The organism is Gottfriedia acidiceleris (assembly GCF_050457485.1).
Classification (GTDB): domain Bacteria; phylum Bacillota; class Bacilli; order Bacillales; family Bacillaceae_G; genus Gottfriedia; species Gottfriedia acidiceleris_D.
Genome location: NZ_JBCMJM010000001.1, coordinates 20,063 through 39,411, shown reverse-complemented (window position 1 = coordinate 39,411; position 19,349 = coordinate 20,063). Strand labels below are relative to the sequence as shown.

Sequence of the window (19,349 nt, the reverse complement as noted above, 5' to 3'; positions counted from 1 at the left end):
ATCCTTTCTAATTACCATTCGATAATAATGCTTCGCCTTCATCCAAACGAACTGATACTAGCGTAGAAACTCCATATTCTTGCATTGTAACACCGTATAATACATCACATTCTTCCATCGTACCTTTACGGTGTGTAATAACAATAAATTGAGTTTGTTCACTAAAATATTTTAAGAATTTTGCAAATCGAGCTACATTTGCTTCATCAAGTGCAGCTTCAACCTCATCAAGTACACAGAAAGGTACTGGACGTACTTGTAAAATTGCAAAAAGTAAAGCGATTGCCGTAAGCGCTCGTTCGCCTCCTGATAATAAGCCTAAATTTTGAAGCTTTTTACCTGGTGGCTGAGCAACAATATCCACACCTGTTAACAATAAGTTTTCCTCATCTGTTAGAACTAAATCAGCTCTTCCTCCACCAAACAACTGAGTAAAGACGACTTGGAATTTTTCACGAATTGCACTAAAACTTGTTTCGAAACGCTTTGTCATTTCTTCATCCATCTCACTAATTACATTGTAAAGTGTGATTTTTGCTTCATTTAAATCAGTTCTTTGTTCTTGAAGAAAATCATGACGTTCTGATACACGTTCATACTCATCAATAGCACCAATATTAACAGTTCCTAAGTCCTCAATTGAACGCTTTAATAGTTTAACTCGTTTCCTTGCATCATCAACTGTCATTTCCAGTGTATATTTCATTTTTGCCGCTTCGTAAGTAGTCATATACTTTACATTCAGTTGTTCAAGACGATTTTCAAGCTCTACATCAAGTCGATTACTATTTACTTCTTGCTGTTTTAGTAAATCAGAAAGTGACTTATATTGACGTTGCTTTTCACGTAATGATTGAACATAATCTTCTAGCTCTGTTTGATAAGCAATTCGTTGCTCTCGACGTTTCGAAATAATTTCTGTTGTTTTTGAAAATTCAATTCGAGTATCCGAAATTATTTTCTCGAGCTCTTCCTTACCATTTTCATTCGTCATAAGTTCACTTGATAAGAAGATTATTTTTTCCTTCGTTTCTTCAAGAATTTGCTTTTGTTTTATCGAATTTTCTTCAAACTGGCGAATTCTTTCGTTACTATAACTTAACTTTTGCTCTTCTTGTGCTAGAGAAATTTTCAAACTAGTTAACTTCGATTGTAGTTCATCTTTGATTTCCTTTTGATTTAGTTTCCGTTCAGTTAATTCATTGATCTTCTGTTCTTTTGAAATAATCTCATTTTTCACATTAGCATCTAATGTTGATAATTCCTCTAGACGGTCTTTAACCTTTAATAAATCACTTGCTGAACTTCCCATTTCTAAATCATAGATTGCTAAAGCATCGTTTATATTTTTTTCTTCAAATTCGATACTTTTTAGTTGTTCCATAATTGAAACAATTAGTTGCTTAACCTTTTGAATTTCATCATTTAATGTTTGAGCTTTAGAAGAACTTTCTAGATTTGTCGCTTTAAGGATTTGAACCTCACTCTCAAGCGAGTTCGTCTTTTCTTGCATATCCTTTAGCTTTACGGTGATTTCTTCTAACTCTCGCTGTCTTCCTATAAGTGAAGAATTCGTTGTTCGAACGGCTCCACCAGTCATCGCTCCACCAGGATTAACTACATCACCCTCAAGCGTGACAAAGCGATAGCGATGTCCAACGAGTTTAGCCAGTTCATTTGCACCTTTTAAATCTTGTGCAATTAAAACTGTTCCAAGTAAGTTTTGGATCACTTGCTCATACTCGCTTGAATAACTAACAAGTGATGATGCAACTCCAATAAAGGAAGGATTTCTTTTTAATCCTTCTATAACATTAACTGGTACAAAACGAGCTTTAACAATATTCATTGGTAAAAATGTAGCTCGGCCTAATCGTTGTTGCTTTAAAAATTGAATTGCTCTTCTAGCATGCTCATCATTTTCAACAACAATCTGTTGTGTAGCTGCACCTAGTGCAATTTCAATCGCAATTTCGTATTGTTTGTTTGTTGTAATTAATTCAGCGATTGCACCTTTAATACCTTCTAGTCTTGTGCCCCTTGCTTTCAATATTTCTTTAACACCTTGATTAAAACCAGCAAAATCTTCTTGAAGTTCTTCAAGTGTTTCTTTTCTTGATTTTGTTTGTTGAATAAACTGATAAGCTTTATTTAGTAATTCTTCTTTTTCCTTTAAAACGATTGAAGTTTCATCATGTTGCTTATTCAGGGTTTCAAATTTTTCATTTAGCTCTTTAAATGTCAAATCAAAATGTTCTTTTTCAGTAAGCAATTCAGTTTTTCTATTCTGTAATTGCTCTCTTTGACGAATGTATTTTTCATTTTCTAAATCTAATCGACTCGATTTTACTGAGTATTGTTGGCTTTGCTTTTCAAGCATCGTTTTTTCATTTTTAATCGATGCTTGATTATTTAAAAGCTCAATATAGTCAGATTTAATTAATTCGATTTGTTCTTCAATATCACCCTCATAGGATGTTATCTCATTTTGGATCTCAACAATATTTGTTTTCGTTTTGTTTACATTTTGACGAGAAAGTTTTTCTTGTTCTTTTTCTGCTTCAATTAATTTAGTCGTCTCGTTTATTTGTTCAGTAACTTCATCAACTTGTTTTCTTAATTGCTCAGATTGAGTTGAAGTATTTCTTTTTCGCTCCTTCATTAACTCTTTCTGGCCCTCATATTTTTCCAAGTTCTTCGTAACGCTTAATAAAACTTGCTGCAATTGATCGATTGATTCATCTAATGCATTTAATTTCTCTTGTAATTCGTGTTGTTTTGATTCTTCAGTCGAAATCTCTGTCGATAACGCAATTTCTAAATCAGAGTTTTGGGCAATTTCTAGTTTAAGCTCTTCCCATTTCTGGTGAAGAGATTCAATTTCGTATACTAAGAGAGCTGCCTCAACCTTTTCTAGCTCATCTCTATGTTCTATGTATTCCTTTGCAATTGAAGCTTGCATTCTTAATGGTTCAATTTGGGAACTTAATTCAAATAAAATATCATCAACTCGATTTAGGTTTTCTTGCGTTTCGAATAATTTTGCTTCAGCCTTTTTCTTTCGGTTTTTATACTTTAATACTCCAGCTGCTTCTTCAAAAATCCCTCTTCGTTCTTCTGGCTTACTGCTTAATATTTCTTCAACCTTCCCTTGAGAAATAATAGAGAATGCCTCTCTTCCAAGTCCAGAATCCATAAATAAATCAACAATATCTTTTAATCGACAAGATTGTTTATTAATATAAAAATCACTATCTCCAGAACGGTAAACACGTCTTGTTACACTTACCTCACTATATTCAAGAGGTAATTGTTGATCCTCATTATCTAAAGTCAACGTAACTTCTGCATAATTTAAAGGTTTTCTTCCATCACTACCAGCAAAAATGATATCCTCCATCTTCGCTCCTCGTAATGATTTAACTGACTGTTCACCTAGTACCCATCTAATGGCATCTGTAATATTACTTTTACCACTTCCATTTGGTCCTACAACTGCTGTAACACCTTTTACAAAATCTATCGTAACTCGCTGAGCGAATGATTTAAATCCAATTATATCTAGTCGTTTGAGGAACAACTGAATTCCCCCTTTTTGATTTAATTATATACACAAAAACTCCCCCATAAAAGGGGGAGCAGACTGCCCGCCAAACGCTCGCTTTCTTCGTTGCTTCACCTGTCTAACGGTGCTCTATACCGTCTATGGGCACTTAAGCTCCTCACCAGGCTTCAACCCTTGAGAGTCAAGCGCTTGCAATCAGTCTAAAAATCAAGTTTAATCGTTTAGTTGACAAGTTTCTACTAGATTATTTAGTTAATCTATTTACTTGACTCTTTTAATTTTAATAATGCTTCTTTAGCTGCTTGTTGTTCTGCTTCTTTTTTAGATCTACCACTACCGATTCCTAATGTTTCACCATTTAATAATACTTTTGAAACAAATTCTCGGTTATGAGCTGGTCCTTTTTCTTGAAGTATTTTATACTCAATTGAACCTGTGGAGTCTCTTTGTACAAACTCTTGTAATTGACTTTTAAAATCCATCACATGCGAAAAAGCACCATCGTTTATTTTTGGGAATATATGAAGAGATAAGAAGTTAATAACTGTTTGTAATCCTTGGTCCAAATATAATGATCCAATGAATGCTTCAAAAACATCTGCAAGTAATGCTGGGCGTGTTCGACCACCTGTCATTTCTTCTCCGCGACCAAGTAATATATATCGTCCAAAATCTAATTCATTCGCAAATTTCACAAGTGATGGTTCACAAACGATTGCGGCACGTAATTTTGTTAACTCGCCTTCACTCATAGTAATATATTTTTGAAATAAATATTGTGAAACGGTAAGCTCTAAAACAGCATCCCCTAAATATTCTAATCTCTCATTATCTTCATATGGTTTTTTACGATGCTCATTCACATAGGATGAATGTGTAAACGCTTGAATTAGCAAGCTCTCATTATTAAACATAATATTTATTTGTTTTTGTATTTTAACAAAGTTTTCTTTTTCAACATCAGAAAGTTTATATTCTCTTACTCTTCTTGAATGCGGCATATTTACCTCCAACTAAAAAGCAGTTTGATATGCTGCTAAACCTACTAGTCAAGAAAATGATGAGAAGTCCCGTATAAAATACGGGACTTTTCTCATTACATGTTGCTCTCTATGTAGTTCACAACATCACCAACTGTGACGATTTTTTCAGCATCTTCGTCAGAAATTTCTAATTCAAACTCATCTTCTAATTGCATTACTAATTCAACTACGTCTAATGAGTCTGCGTCTAAATCTTCTTTGAAACGGCTTGTAATTTGGATCTCAGATTCTTCTACACCTAAACGGTCAACAATAATCTTTGATACGCGCTCTAATACATCTTGCATTATTATTCACCTCCCCCCAAAGTTGTCTACTTATGCATTATACATAAAAATGTGGCAAACGCCAAACTAATTCATTACAAGTCCACCATCAACATTGATTGTTTGTCCAGTAATGTATCTACTTGCATCCATTGCTAAGAATACTACTGCATTTGAAATATCTTCTGGTTGACCAAAAGATTGCAATGGAATATTCGATAACATTTGTGTTCTGATTTGCTCATTTAATTCATTTGTCATATCAGTTTCAATAAAACCAGGTGCAATTGCATTAACTGTAATATTTCTAGAAGCTAATTCCTTTGCTGCTGTTTTTGTTAAACCTAATACGCCAGCTTTTGCAGCTACATAGTTCATTTGTCCTGGATTACCAATTTGTCCAACAACTGAACTAATATTAATGATGCGGCCATTACGTTGACGAGTCATATACTTCGCTGCTGCTTTGATACAATTGAATACGCCTTTTAAGTTTGTATCAATTACATCATCCCAATCAGCATCTTTCATACGTAATAAAAGACCGTCTCTTGTAATACCTGCGTTGTTTACTAGTATATCAATACTACCAAATTCATCAACAGTATTTTTTACTAATGCAGCAACTTCTTCACCATTTGATACATTTGCTTTATATGCAATAGCTTTAACTCCAAGAGCTGTAATTTCTTCTACAACTTTAAGAGCAGCCGCTTCATTCCCAGAATAATTAACAACTACATTCGCACCATTTTTTGCTAAAGTTAATGCGATTGCTCGTCCGATTCCACGAGATCCACCTGTAACTAATGCAACTTTACCATTTAGCATGATTTTATTTCCTCCCATTCATTTAAAAATTGGTTTAATGTTTCAACATCATAAACATTTACTAATTTTGATGATGGAGAGATTGCTTTAACTAATCCAGTTAAAACTTTTCCAGGACCAATTTCAACGAATGTATCGACACCAAGGTCAACTAATTCTTGAATAGATTGATTCCATTTTACTGGAGAATATAATTGATTAACTAATAATCCCTTAATTTCATTTGCATCTGTCACAACTTTAGCCGTAACATTTGAAATTAGTGGTGTTACACAATCATTTACATTTATTTTACCAAGCTCGTTTTGGAATTCTTCGCTTGCAGGTTTCATTAAAGATGAGTGGAATGGACCACTTACTTTTAAAGGTAATACACGCTTAGCTCCAGCTTCTTTTAGTAAACCAGAAGCAATTTGTACACCTTCTGCATCTCCAGTAATAACTACTTGTGTAGGAGAATTATAATTTGCAATACCTACAGAATGACCATTTTTATTCACTTCAGAAATAACTTCTTCAATTTTTTCTGGAGCTAAAAATAATACAGCTGCCATAGCACCTTGTCCTACTGGTACAGCTTGCTCCATTAATTGACCACGTTTATGTACTAATTTAACACCGTCTTCAAATGAAATGCTATTTGCTGCTACAAGAGCTGTAAACTCACCTAAACTATGACCAGCGACAAAGTCTGGTTTAATTCCAGCAGATTTAATCTTCTCAAGCATAGCAATTGAAGTTGTTAAGATTGCTGGCTGTGCATGATATGTAGCAGTTAACTCTTCATCAGTTCCATTGAAAATAATTTCAGAAAGACTAAAACCAATATGTTCGTTAGCAGTTTCAAAAATAGATCCACATTCATTATAGCTCTCAGCTACATCTTTACCCATTCCAACTTTTTGTGATCCTTGTCCAGGAAAAATAAACGCCACTTTACCCATTGGAGTGACCCCCTTATGCATTTGATTCGATTTTCTCCATGTGATCACTTACTAGTTTTACAACATTATGTTCAACCATCGTTTGCGTTTGCTTAATTGCACTAAAAATCCCCATAGCATCAGAACTTCCATGAGCCTTAATAACAGGTGATTTTAAGCCAAATAACGCTGCTCCACCATACTCAGAGTAATCCATTTTCTTTTTAACACCCTTTAAGTTTGGTTTTAATACAGCTGCTGCAAGCTTTGATGTGAAATTAGTAAGCATCGCATCTTTAATTAATGAAAACATTGCAAGTGCAGTACCTTCAATCGCTTTTAAAGCTACATTTCCAGTATACCCGTCTGTAACAACTACATCTGCTACTGAATTCATTAAGTCTCTAGCTTCAACATTTCCTATAAAATTCAAATTACTTTCTTTTAGTAACTGGAAAGTTTGTTTAGCAAGTTCATTACCTTTTTTATCTTCCGTACCGACATTTAGTAATCCTATAGTCGGATTATGTATACCTCTTACTTTTTGGGCATATACAGATCCCATTATCGCATATTGAAGTAAATGATTTGCCTTTGCATCAACATTAGCACCAACATCTAGGAAAACAAAGCCTTTTCCATCTAAAGTAGGCATCGTAGGTGAAAGTGCAGGTCGTTCTACACCTTCCATTCGACCAACAACTAATAGTCCCGCTGTCATTAACGCTCCAGTATTTCCAGCAGAAATACATGCATCAGCATTACCTTCTTTTACTTGATTTGCCATTAAGACCATAGAAGCATTCTTCTTTCTTCTAACCGCTCTAACTGGCTCTTCAGTTCCTTCAATTACTTCATCTGTATGGATAATCGTTATATTTTTATCATTCGTTAAGAATGGTTTAATTTTTGATTCATCACCAATTAAAGTAATCTGTATATCATTCAATTTTTCAACTGCAAGCATCGCACCTTCAACGATGGCTTTTGGGGCATGATCTCCACCCATTGCATCGATAGCTATTTTCATCTTGTTCACTTCCTATTCTTCAATACTTCGGTGGTACATTTCGAATAAGCCATGGAATACATGTTCTTTTTCGACATAGCCATTGATATCAACTGTAGTACGCCTCGGATCTCCTTTTTGCGGTAAAACCTTTGCCTTGGCAATTACTCGATCATTTGTTTTCACTGGTTTAATAAAAACAAAATTGGATTTAGCTGTAAGAGCTAAATCATCATGAATAACTGCAACTGCTAAAGAATTAGCCTGGGCAAATAAGTGATGACCTCGGGCAATTCCATTTCTACTAAAAGTATGCTCTTCCTTAACGTCAAATATAGAAATGGCACTTTCGTTTAAATGAATATCAATAACTTCACCGATTATTTCATCTACTGGTAGTGATTTTACATCTTCTAATTGCTGAGTGGCAACATTTTTGATGCGCTCCCTTAACTCAGGAATTGATAATTCAAGACGATCAAGACGAATAGTTTGTATGCTCACAGATAATTGATTAGCTAAATCTTCATCTGTAATAAACGGATTTTCTTTTATAATTTTTTTTAACAATTCATGACGATCTTTTTTATTTCTTCTCATATTACATACCTCAACTACTAATTTGTGACCAGGTATTAAATACAGTTTATATTAAAAATCCACGTATTACAATAGTTTTTTGACAAACTTTTAATACCTAGTACTAATCTAATTTTTCTGAATTAAATATTCCCGTTCTGTCTAAGTACATTCTTAATCCTTGATATTCATTAGCTTTCCAAAATACATCTGAATTAACAAGTAATGTTGCATCATTTCGCGCAACTTCTAATGCACGATAGTCATGTACCATATCAGCCATTTTAAATTCAGGCACACCACTTTGTTGTTTTCCAAAGAAATCCCCTGGTCCTCTAAGTTCTAAATCTTTTTCACTTAACTCAAAACCATCGTTTGTTTCTGTCATGATTGTTAATCTTTCTTTTCCTACTTCACTTTTTGGATCGCCAACTAAAATACAATACGATTGTTCGGAACCTCGTCCAACTCGTCCTCTTAGCTGATGTAATTGTGAAAGTCCAAAGCGATCTGCATCATAAATAACCATCACAGTTGCATTCGGTACATTTACACCTACTTCTACAACTGTTGTTGATACTAATATTTGAACATCATTAGCTGCAAATGCCTTCATAACGTCATCTTTCTCTGTTGATGAAAGCTTTCCATGCATCAATCCGACCTTCGCCATATTTTGATAATGAAAAGTTAGAACACTATGTAAATCTAATGCATTTTGAAGGTCTAATTTCTCTGATTCTTCGATAAGTGGACAAATTAGATATGCTTGTCGTCCATTTTTAATTTCTTTACCGATAAAATCTAAAACACGATCAAACATTTCTTGTTTAACCCAATACGTTTCTATTTTTTTACGACCAGCCGGATATTCATCAATAATCGATACATCCATTTCACCAAAAGCTGTTATTGCTAAAGTTCTTGGAATTGGAGTTGCTGTCATAAATAAAACATCAGGAAAATAGCCTTTTTCTCTTAAAACTCTTCGTTGACCAACACCAAATCGATGTTGTTCATCTGTTATTACAATGCCTAATTTATTAAATTGAACCTCATCTTGAATTAAAGCATGTGTACCGACTAAAATATGTACCTCACCGTTTTTTAGTCGTTCTAGGATTTCACGACGCTTTTTACCTTTTACTGAACTTGTAAGAAGCTCAACATTTACTTCTGTATGTTGTAGCATTTTTGCTAAAGATTCAAAATGTTGCTCAGCTAAAATTTCTGTAGGAACCATTAATGCACCTTGATAACCATTAAGTGTACATGCATATAATGCAATAGTAGCGACAACGGTTTTTCCCGATCCAACATCACCTTGTAATAAGCGATTCATTCGATAAGGACTTTCTAAATCTGAGAATATTTCTTGTACAACTCTTTTTTGAGCTGATGTCAGAGGAAATGGTAAGGATTGGATTAGTTGTTGAATTTTTTCAATGTTTAATGTTTTTGGGATACCTTTTGATTGATTACGCTGAATTTTTCGAAGTGCTTGCATTTTTAGTTGAAAAAGAAAAAACTCTTCATAAACAAAGCTTCTTCTGGCTTGTTTTAAACTATTCGCATCAATTGGGTGGTGAAGTAATCTCAATGTTTCTGAACGATTTAAAAGTTTATATTTTTGACTTAGTTCGTTTGGCACTAAGTCATTTATTAAATGTCCATATTTTTTAAAAGACTGCTCAACAAACTTACGCATTGTTTTTACAGACATTTTCCCCTTAATTGAATAGACAGGCTCAATTTCATGACTATTCGTACGAGAACCAAATACAAGGTCTGATAATGTAATGGTTTGTTTATGTTGATCCCACTTGCCAGAAACAGTTACATGCTCATTTAAGTTTAACTTTGTTTTAAAATACGGTCGATTAAAACAAATAACAGTAATTAAGTATCGATCAACTAAAAGTCGAAATGTTAATCGTGATTTATTTTTGCCAAAAAATTGAAGAAGAGGAGCGCTATGAACAATCCCCTCGACAGTCACGCGCTCTTCATGCTTCACTTCTGATAAATCCTTATTTCGAAAATCCTCATATCGATACGGTAAATATTCGATTAAGTCATTTATTGTAAAAATACCCATATCATTTAATTGTGTTTCAGTTTCCTCGCCGACACCACTTAATACAGATACTTTTTGTTCAAGTTCAATACTCACTATTTTTTTAGCGAAACACCAAATATTTTTGCTTCCAATTCACGTCCTGTTGGCGTTGCCGCTAGTCCTCCTTCTGCAGTTTCTCTTAGTGCAGATGGCATTGTTTGTCCAATTCGATACATCGCATCAATTACTTCGTCACATGGAATTCGACTTGTAATACCGGCTAACGCCATATCTGCTGCTACCATCGCGTTAGCAGCACCCATTGCATTTCGCTTAACACATGGTACTTCTACTAAACCTGCAACCGGGTCACATACTAAACCAAGCATATTTTTTAATGTAATGGCAAATGCTTCAGCACTTTGACTTGGAGTACCACCAGCCATTTCAACGATCGCAGCTGCTGCCATACCACTTGCAGAGCCTACTTCCGCTTGACAACCACCTGCAGCACCTGAAATTGACGCATTATTAGCTACAACAAAACCGAAAGCACCAGATGCAAATAAGAATTCAATCATTTGCATTCGTGTAGGATTTAATTTCTCTTTTACAGCAAAAAGGGTTCCAGGAACTACCCCAGCAGAACCGGCTGTAGGAGTTGCACAAATCGTACCCATTGCAGCATTTACTTCATTTGTCGCAACTGCTTTACTAACAGCATCTAAAAGTAAATGGCCTGAAAGCGAGTTACCTTTTGCAATGTAATTTTGAAGTAATACAGCGTCTCCTCCTGTTAAACCTGTTGGCGAGTGAACACCTGCAAGTCCTCTTTCTACTGCCTTTTCCATTACAACAAGATTTTGCTCCATTTTACCAATAATCTCTTCACGGCTTCTTCCTGTAAAAAGCATCTCTTGTTGGATCATTATTTCTGAAATTTTAACATTTTTTGAATCAGCTAATTCAACTAATTCAGCAACATTTTTAAACATTTAAGTTCCCCCTCTCCTTAATCAACCATTTTCGTAACGCGAATGATATGTGGTAAAGATTCAATCTCTTTTATAATTTTATTATCAAGATCTTGGTCGACCTCAATTGCCATCAATGCAATTTGTCCGACTTCTTTTCGTGAAACTTCCATATGGCCAATATTTACAGCATATTTCATTAGGACATTTGTTACACCAGCAATCGAACCAAAACGGTCATTATGAACAACAAGGATTGCAGGGTAATTACCCGAAAGTTTAAGTTCAAATCCATTCAATTCAATAATTTCAATTTTTCCACCACCGATTGAAATTCCTACTAATTCAAATGGTTGGTCATCATCTAGAATCGAAATTTTCACTGTATTTGGATGCTCAGTTACTGCATCTTCTTCAACGAAATCAATGGACATCCCTTTTTCTTGTGCAATATTTAATGATTCTGGAATACGCTCATCAAATGTATCAAAATCTAATAATCCACCAATAAGCGCAACATCTGTACCATGTCCACGATATGTTTTAGCAAATGAACCATATAATGAAATCAAAATCTTTTTTGGTTCTTTTCCATAAAGATTTCTTGCTACACGACCAATTTTAGCCGCTCCCGCTGTATGTGAACTAGAAGGACCAATCATAATTGGACCGATAATGTCAAAAACACTTTTATATTTCATCACGTTTCCCCCAATACGTTATTGTAAAAGCGTATTATATATAGTTTTTGTTTTGTTAGATCAAATCATTTATATAAAAAGTTGGTATTATGGACAAAACAATGTCCACCTTATAGTGTAATACGAAATTCTACAGAGTTCTACGTTATTTTACATTACTCTTTAAATAAATTACAAAAAAAAAGAAGAAGTGGATCACACTTCCTCTTTTATCTTGCTATATTTTATTTTATTCAATCGAAAAAATATATGAATATAAAGGCTGATTTCCGTTATGAACTTCAACTTCTAAGTGATCAAAGCTCTCTTCGGCAAATTCAACTAATTTTGAAATTTCTTCATCTGAAACATCTTGACCATATAAGATTGTTAATATTTCAGAATCTTCATCAATCATATCTTGTAATAATTTTTTTGCAGCCTCTAATTGATTTGCATCTGTTGTAACAATTTTACTTTCAAGGATTCCCATGAAATGATCTTTTGTTATTTCTACACCATCAATTTCAGTATCTCGAACCGCATAAGTTATTTGACCTGTTTTTACTGTCTTTAATGCATCTTGCATTCCTGTTCTATTTTCAGCTAATGATGCCGTAGGATTAAATGATAATAAAGCTGACATACCTTGAGGTACTGTTTTAGAAGTAACAACTGCTACATTACATTCTGCAACAGATGCAGCTTGCTCAGCAGCCATCACAATATTTCCGTTGTTAGGAAGTACAATAACATTTTCTGCGTTGCATTGTTCAATCGCTTTTACAATGTCTTCTGTACTAGGATTCATTGTTTGACCGCCTTCAATTACAACAGTTGCCCCAATACTTTCAAATAATGCTTTAATCCCTGATCCCATAGCTACCGTAACGATACCAAATTCTTGTTTTTCAGTAGATTGTGTAGACTCATTTTTAGAAGGAGATTCATTTGAAACCTCTTCATGTAGTAAGTTAGTATGTTGTTCGCGCATATTTTCAGCTTTTAGTTTTAAAAAGCTTCCAAAACGTTGACCTAAATTAAATACTTCCCCAGGGTACTCAGCGTGAATATGAACTTTTACAATTTCATCATCAGCAACTACTAATAAAGAATCACCCCATGCACTTAGCTCTTTGCGGAAAGTGTCTATATCGAAAGGATGTTTATTTAATTTATCTTTTTCAAATCGCACCATAAATTCAGTACAGTATCCGTAAACAATGTCTTCAGTATTTAACATACTTTGTACATTTCGATGTTCTGCTTCAACAAGTTCCTCAAGTGAAAGAGTAGCCTCAGCACCTTCTAGGGAAATTTCTTCACCTTTTAATGATGCTAAGAATCCTTCATAGACAAGTACTAAACCTTGACCTCCACTATCGACTACACCTACTTGTTTTAACACAGGTAGTAAGTCTGGGGTACGGTTTAATGATGCATTTGCTTCAATAATTGTTTCCTCAAGGAAAGGAATAAATTCTTCATGTGTTTTTGCTAAGACAACTGCTTTTTTTGCTGTTTCTCTTGCAACTGTTAAGATTGTTCCTTCAATAGGCTTCATAACAGCTTTATAAGCAGTTTCTACCCCTGCTTCTAATGCTAAAGCAAAATCAGTTGTTGAAATTGTATCCTTTGATTCAATTGATTTAGAAAAACCTCTAAATAATTGAGAAAGGATTACACCAGAATTTCCACGCGCCCCCATCAATAAGCCCTTTGCAAAGCTTTGACCAACTTTCCCTACATGACTATTTGGTTTTTCTTTTACTTCCTTTGATCCAGAAGTAATAGAAAGATTCATATTTGTTCCAGTATCACCATCTGGTACCGGGAATACATTTAATGAATCTACAAATTTTACATTTTTCGTTAAGTTATTTGCACCTTGAATCACCATATCTGCAAATAATTTACCGTCAATACGTTTTATCGACACAAATTCTCCTCCTTAATGCGTCTTTACAGGTTAGCTACTTTCACACCTTGAACAAAAATATTAACAGAGTCAACTGACAAGCCTAATGTTTGATCAAGAGTATACTTCACTTTATTTTGTACGTTATTAGCAACTTCAGAAATCTTCGTACCATAGCTTACAATTATGTACATATCGATATTAACGTCCTCACCTACTTGGCGAACAATAACACCTTTTGTAAAGTTATCTTTTTTTAGGATTTCTGTAAGACCATCCTTAATTTGTTTCTTAGAAGCCATTCCAACAATACCATAACAATCAATGGCAGCTCCACCAGCAATTGTAGCGATCACATCTGTACCAATCTCGATTGTTCCATATTGAGTTTTCATTTCTAATGACATAATTTGGTCCCCCTTATTGGATAATCCAAGTATAGTTAGTTATACTTCTTACTTATTATTGTATACCTTTTTCCAAAATAATTCTATTGACTCACTACTATTATTAGCATTTCAATAATATTCATGGTTAATTATAGAAAATACAATTTTTAATGAATTTCTTTTAAGGTAAGTCTAAGGTCCCTCATTAATATTTAGTATATCATACATTTCGATGTCAAGGTTTTTTTCTTGAACAACTTACCAATAACTGTTGCATTAAGCGAATCGGTATGATAAATTATAGTAGTGTTTGAATGAAAATAATCATTGAAATGTTATTCCGTTTTTTGTTAGGAGGGAAATAGATGGCTCGTGTTTGTGTAATCACAGGAAGAAAGTCTCGTTCTGGTAACAGTCGCTCTCACGCTATGAATGCTTCAAAACGTACTTGGGGTGCTAACCTTCAAAAAGTTCGTATTTTAGTAAACGGTAAACCAAAGCGTGTTTACGTTTCAGCGAGAGCATTAAAATCAGGTAAAATTGAGCGCGTTTAATTTATTAACGTACTAAAAAGCATAGCGATCCGCTATGCTTTTTTACTTTTTTATGATACCTGTTGCCTCTAACCAAAATACTCTACTCCAACTAAAGCTAAGCGTCTTTTTTAAATGTACTCAGCATGGCGCGAACAAGTCCACCAAGAAATTTAGGTAATTTAATCGTATAAAATCTCATACTTTCCCTCCTACAAGCTTTCTAGCATTTTTAAGGAAAAGATTAATCCTATTACATTCTACTTGCGATGAGCGAAAACTATGACATGAAATTGTTAATCTTTGCTCCTTACTACTAATGTTATGCCTTCGCTAAATGAAATAGACCCTTCACTCTCTAGTAGTTCATTGCTTACACATAGTGATGATCCAATCTCCAATAAATGATTAGTTAGTGGATATTTAAAGCCCTTTAAAGTTAAATTTTCTACTTTTGCACCTAATGAAAAAAAGGATACATATTTAAAATGCTGCAGTTTCCTAATGAAATGGGTACCTTCCTGAATGACATATATTTCGTTATATTCATCAACGATTTTTATTGGGACACCAGAATTCATAAATTTTATTAATAATGTAATACTTCCAAACTCATGATCTAAACGTTTTCCGGTAACACAATGGATAAAAATCTTTTCTGGTTTTTGTTTAATTGCCCATTGAATAGCAAGTTCTAAATCTGTTTCATCTTTTTCAGGAGGATAAATAAAAACATTTGGAACAAGCCTTTTTATCTTTTCTAAATTCTCATCGCTTAAAGAATCAAAATCACCGAATATTGCCTCTGGAATTAATCCTTCTTCAATTAAGTAATGAGCTCCATTATCTACGCCAATCAGTACCTGGTTTTCGTCTTTCTGAGTAATTTCAGTAATTGTATTCGATTTCGGTCCTGCACCTACAATATGTATAATCAACTTTTCTTCCACCTTTAAAAAAAATGCAATCGAATGTCGATTGCATTTTTTGTTTCATAATTAGATTTTCCATGCAATTTTAGATGATTACATTATCCTCTAATTTTCGCTATAGCTTCTTTTCTGTCTTCCTTATTATAAACTGCTGAACCGGCTACTAATACGGTAGCACCTGCTTCTATACAAATTTTAGCCGTATCCTCGTCAACGCCACCGTCTATTTCGATTTCAACTGATAAATTGCGTTCTTTAATCAAATTAGCAACTTGTTTAATTTTAGGAACAACTGATTGAATAAATTTTTGTCCTCCAAAGCCTGGATTTACTGTCATTAAAAGGACCATGTCGACATCATCAATAATCTGTTCAATTGTTGAAACTGGAGTCGCTGGATTAAGAACTACACCTGCTTTAATACCAAATGATTTAATTGTTTGGATCGTTCGGTGCAAATGTGTACAAGCTTCAACATGAACCGTAATTATGTCCGCTCCAGCTTTTACAAATTGCTCTATGTATTGATCTGGCTTTTCAATCATTAAATGTACATCAAGTGGAAGCTTCGTCACAGGTCTAATTGCTTCTACAATTAGTGGTCCAATTGTAATATTTGGTACAAAATGACCATCCATTACGTCGACGTGAATATAATCTGCCCCTCCACGTTCTACATCTAAAATTTCTTCTCCAAGTTTAGCAAAATTTGCTGAAAGGATTGATGGTGCAATTTTAACCATGATTAATACCTCGGCTTTCTATCTCTTATTTCTTCTATGAATGATACATAATGATCATATCGTTTAGGAGAAATTTCCCCACCTTCAACCGCAGCTTTTACAGCACATTTTGGTTCTTTTAAGTGGGTACAACCTCTAAATTTACATTCTTGACTTTTTTCTCGCATTTCCACGAAACAATACGATAAATCTTCGGATTCGATTCCCATAAATTCTAATGAACTAAAACCAGGAGTATCTGCAACTAGACCCTGTCCAATTTTTATTAATTCAACATGTCTAGTTGTATGTTTTCCTCGTCCTAAATGAGAGGAAATAATTCCTGTTTTTAAATCTAGCTCTGGATTAATCGCATTTAGTAAAGTTGACTTACCAACGCCAGATTGTCCTGCAAATACAGATATTTTATTTGACATATGCGGAAGTACTTTTTCTAATCCTTCCTCAGTTTTTGAAGAAGTTAAACATACTTCATATCCAATTTGGCGATAATAAGAAACGTATTCGTACACTAGTTTTAATTGTGCTTCTGAACACAAATCAATCTTTGTAATGACAATTAAAGGTTTAATTTCATTAAACTCAATTAATACAAGAAATCGATCTAATAATATTGGAGAAAAATCAGGCTCTACTGCTGAAAAAACTAAAATAGCTTGATCAACATTTGCAATTGGAGGTCGAACAAGTTCATTCTTTCTCTCTTTAATTTCAAGTAGATAACCCTCTCCACTTTTTTCGATATGATATTCTACCTCATCTCCAACTAAAGGTGTTATTTTCTTATTACGAAAATTCCCTCTACCACGACAAGCAACTACTGTCTCATCTGTTTCGACATAATAGAATCCACTCAATGCTTTTATGATTTTGCCTTCTGGCATATACTCACTCCTACAGCTCTTTAATTCGATGGATAAGGTACATCTCTTTCTGCAATAACTTGACCATCTTTAACAATTTTATAGGAAGCAGTTTGTCCAGGATCAATTGTCACTTCTACTGGTATAGTAGTTGTTTCGGTGATCGATTTTGAAATTGCAGGTTTTTCACCATTATTATTTTTATCTCTAATATATACCTCAATTAGCTGAGGTGAACTAGGATTGGTTGGGGTATATGGTACTTGTACATTGATTGTTACTTTTTTCGTCTTTTCTTTTTGTTTTCCAGAAGAAATAACGATATTTAATGTATCCCCTTCTTTTAATGCAACGTTAGCAGATGGAGATTGAGAAATAACATGATTTTCAGCAACTGTTCCAGAATCTTCTTTCGTTACGTTAAGCTTTAGGTTATTGTCACCTGCATAGGTTTCAACATCTTTTCTAGACCATCCTTTTAGGTCACGAAGAGTGATCGTAGATGTCCCTTTACTGATCCATACATTTAAATCCGTTTCCGATGGAACGACTTCAGCCCCAACGTTCGGAGATTGGTCGATTATTTCACCTTCTGATTCATCACTTTCGATAAAATGCGTTGTAACAGAGCGATAATCGTCTTGTAATCGAGATTTTATCGTGTTATATTGGAACCCTTTTAGGTCTTCCATCTCGTTACTTTTTTTACCTTTTGATTTATAAATCGTTATCGATGAATTTTCTTTAACAGTTTCCCCAATATTAGGAGAAGTTTTAACTACTTTCCCTTCATCAACTTCATCATCAAAAATTTCTTTAGGATCGCTTATCTTTAACCCTTTTGATGCAAGCAACGTAACCGCACTTTCGTATGTCATATCCTTAACATCTGGAATTTCTACGTCTTCAGGCAAAAATAATGCAGGAATCAAAGTTATCGCTAATAAACCACCAATTAAAAGTGCAATAAAAGTACCTATAATAAACTTTGCAAAAGAATTTTTCTTCTTCCGTTTTAATTTATCAGGGTCTTTTTTAACAGCTTCTTTTTTGTTCGGCTCTTTTTTGATTGGTTCTTTTTCTTTATTTGATTTTTTCTTTGATGGTACGACAACAGTATCATCATTCGTTAATACAGGAATATCCTTTATGATCGGAATTACCTTCGTTTCATCATCATTTGTAGGAATCACAAAAGGTTTTTCATTCAAACGATCACTATCTAAAGCAGTTTGTAAATCTAGCTTCATCTCATCTGCAGTATCATATCGATAAAAGATATCTTTGGCAGTAGCTTTTAAAACGATATTTTCAACGCTTTGTGGTATTTCTGGATTAAATTTTGTTGGTGGTGGAACTTCACTTTGTAAATGTTTTAATGCGATCGCAACTGCACTCTCACCCGAAAATGGAAGTTTTCCAGTTAAAAGCTCAAACATTACAATTCCTAAAGAATAAATATCTGACTTTTTATTCGCAACTCCACCTCTTGCTTGTTCAGGTGAAAGGTAGTGAACAGAACCAAGTACTGAATTTGTTTGTGTAATTGTTGCAGCTGTCGAAGCTGTTGCAATTCCAAAATCAGTTATTTTCACATTTCCTTCTTTATTGATTAAAATATTTTGCGGTTTTACATCTCTATGAACGATTTGAAAATGATGCGCATGAGCTAATGCTGAGGCTAATTGTTCCATAATCCTCAATACTTCTTTTGGCTTTATAGGTGTATGATGCTGAATATACTCCTTTAAAGTCTCACCTTCAACGTATTCCATGACGATATACTGTAATCCATCTTCTTCCCCAACGTCATATGAGCTTACGATATTTGGATGAGATAGCGAAGTAACTGAATATGCTTCACGTTGAAATCTTCTTAAGAAGTCAGGGTCGTTTGAAAAATCAGCTTTTAACATTTTTACAGCTACATCTCGATCTAATATCATATCACGGGCTAAATAAACGTTTGCCATACCGCCAACACCAATTAATTTTAAGATCTTATATCGGTCGTTTAGGCGTCTACCAATCATCACGCTCAT

Annotated in this window: 18 protein-coding genes; 1 reads left to right on the top strand and 17 read right to left on the bottom strand. The window is 34.1% G+C overall.

Going from position 1 to position 19,349, the window contains the following annotated elements:
• Window positions 1–7 precede the first annotated feature (7 nt).
• The 12 genes from smc to ABEY15_RS00120 all read right to left on the bottom strand — a co-directional run bounded on the left by smc (window position 8) and on the right by ABEY15_RS00120 (window position 14,254).
• Window positions 8–3,580 (bottom strand): chromosome segregation protein SMC, encoded by a 3,573-nt coding sequence (gene smc / locus ABEY15_RS00175; protein WP_429887679.1) that lies wholly within the window; start codon window positions 3,578–3,580, stop codon window positions 8–10.
• Window positions 3,581–3,822: 242 nt separating this feature from the next.
• Complete coding sequence (gene rnc / locus ABEY15_RS00170) at window positions 3,823–4,566, bottom strand: ribonuclease III (RefSeq protein ID WP_429887678.1); 744 nt, start codon at window positions 4,564–4,566, stop codon at window positions 3,823–3,825.
• A gap of 95 nt (window positions 4,567–4,661) precedes the next feature.
• Window positions 4,662–4,895 carry an acyl carrier protein gene (gene acpP / locus ABEY15_RS00165; protein ID WP_025568936.1) on the bottom strand — a complete coding sequence of 78 codons (234 nt, stop codon included), beginning with the start codon at window positions 4,893–4,895 and terminating at the stop codon, window positions 4,662–4,664.
• A 66-nt stretch (window positions 4,896–4,961) separates the two neighbouring features.
• On the bottom strand, window positions 4,962–5,705 hold the full coding sequence (fabG, locus tag ABEY15_RS00160) for a 3-oxoacyl-[acyl-carrier-protein] reductase (RefSeq protein WP_429887677.1): 744 nt from the start codon (window positions 5,703–5,705) through the stop codon (window positions 4,962–4,964).
• Window positions 5,699–6,649, bottom strand: coding sequence for an ACP S-malonyltransferase (gene fabD / locus ABEY15_RS00155; RefSeq protein WP_429887676.1), 951 nt, complete (start codon window positions 6,647–6,649; stop codon window positions 5,699–5,701). Before fabD ends, fabG begins: the two co-directional genes overlap by 7 nt.
• Window positions 6,650–6,662: 13 nt before the next feature.
• Window positions 6,663–7,658 carry a phosphate acyltransferase PlsX gene (gene plsX, locus ABEY15_RS00150; protein WP_429887675.1) on the bottom strand — a complete coding sequence of 332 codons (996 nt, stop codon included), beginning with the start codon at window positions 7,656–7,658 and terminating at the stop codon, window positions 6,663–6,665.
• Window positions 7,659–7,670: 12 nt separating this feature from the next.
• Window positions 7,671–8,237 carry a transcription factor FapR gene (gene fapR / locus ABEY15_RS00145; RefSeq protein ID WP_097975511.1) on the bottom strand — a complete coding sequence of 189 codons (567 nt, stop codon included), beginning with the start codon at window positions 8,235–8,237 and terminating at the stop codon, window positions 7,671–7,673.
• Between the two features lie 103 nt (window positions 8,238–8,340).
• A complete protein-coding gene (gene recG, locus ABEY15_RS00140; RefSeq protein ID WP_429887674.1) occupies window positions 8,341–10,389 on the bottom strand; it encodes an ATP-dependent DNA helicase RecG in 2,049 nt (682 codons plus the stop codon).
• Window positions 10,389–11,270 carry an L-serine ammonia-lyase, iron-sulfur-dependent, subunit alpha gene (gene sdaAA, locus ABEY15_RS00135; protein ID WP_429887673.1) on the bottom strand — a complete coding sequence of 294 codons (882 nt, stop codon included), beginning with the start codon at window positions 11,268–11,270 and terminating at the stop codon, window positions 10,389–10,391. Before sdaAA ends, recG begins: the two co-directional genes overlap by 1 nt.
• Before the next feature lie 17 nt (window positions 11,271–11,287).
• Window positions 11,288–11,950: an L-serine ammonia-lyase, iron-sulfur-dependent subunit beta gene (gene sdaAB, locus ABEY15_RS00130; RefSeq protein WP_429887671.1), complete on the bottom strand. Its 663-nt coding sequence runs from the start codon at window positions 11,948–11,950 to the stop codon at window positions 11,288–11,290.
• Between the two features lie 229 nt (window positions 11,951–12,179).
• Complete coding sequence (locus tag ABEY15_RS00125) at window positions 12,180–13,868, bottom strand: DAK2 domain-containing protein (protein ID WP_429887669.1); 1,689 nt, start codon at window positions 13,866–13,868, stop codon at window positions 12,180–12,182.
• Between the two features lie 23 nt (window positions 13,869–13,891).
• Window positions 13,892–14,254 carry an Asp23/Gls24 family envelope stress response protein gene (locus tag ABEY15_RS00120; RefSeq protein WP_088012978.1) on the bottom strand — a complete coding sequence of 121 codons (363 nt, stop codon included), beginning with the start codon at window positions 14,252–14,254 and terminating at the stop codon, window positions 13,892–13,894.
• 347 nt (window positions 14,255–14,601) lie between these two features.
• Between ABEY15_RS00120 and rpmB the strand changes: the two genes are divergently transcribed.
• On the top strand, window positions 14,602–14,790 hold the full coding sequence (gene rpmB / locus ABEY15_RS00115; RefSeq protein WP_025568947.1) for a 50S ribosomal protein L28: 189 nt from the start codon (window positions 14,602–14,604) through the stop codon (window positions 14,788–14,790).
• 97 nt (window positions 14,791–14,887) lie between these two features.
• Here rpmB and spoVM read toward each other — a convergent pair whose 3' ends face one another.
• The 5 genes from spoVM to pknB form a co-directional block, all read right to left on the bottom strand.
• A complete protein-coding gene (gene spoVM, locus ABEY15_RS00110) occupies window positions 14,888–14,971 on the bottom strand; it encodes a stage V sporulation protein SpoVM (RefSeq protein ID WP_056470930.1) in 84 nt (27 codons plus the stop codon).
• A 94-nt stretch (window positions 14,972–15,065) separates the two neighbouring features.
• Window positions 15,066–15,707: a thiamine diphosphokinase gene (locus ABEY15_RS00105; protein ID WP_429887667.1), complete on the bottom strand. Its 642-nt coding sequence runs from the start codon at window positions 15,705–15,707 to the stop codon at window positions 15,066–15,068.
• Window positions 15,708–15,799: 92 nt separating this feature from the next.
• A complete protein-coding gene (gene rpe, locus ABEY15_RS00100) occupies window positions 15,800–16,444 on the bottom strand; it encodes a ribulose-phosphate 3-epimerase (RefSeq protein WP_429887666.1) in 645 nt (214 codons plus the stop codon).
• Window positions 16,445–16,446: 2 nt separating this feature from the next.
• Entirely contained in the window at window positions 16,447–17,328 is an 882-nt protein-coding gene (gene rsgA / locus ABEY15_RS00095) for a ribosome small subunit-dependent GTPase A (protein ID WP_429887664.1), read from the bottom strand.
• Window positions 17,329–17,348: 20 nt separating this feature from the next.
• Complete coding sequence (gene pknB / locus ABEY15_RS00090; RefSeq protein WP_429887662.1) at window positions 17,349–19,343, bottom strand: Stk1 family PASTA domain-containing Ser/Thr kinase; 1,995 nt, start codon at window positions 19,341–19,343, stop codon at window positions 17,349–17,351.
• Between the last annotated feature and the right edge of the window lie 6 nt (window positions 19,344–19,349).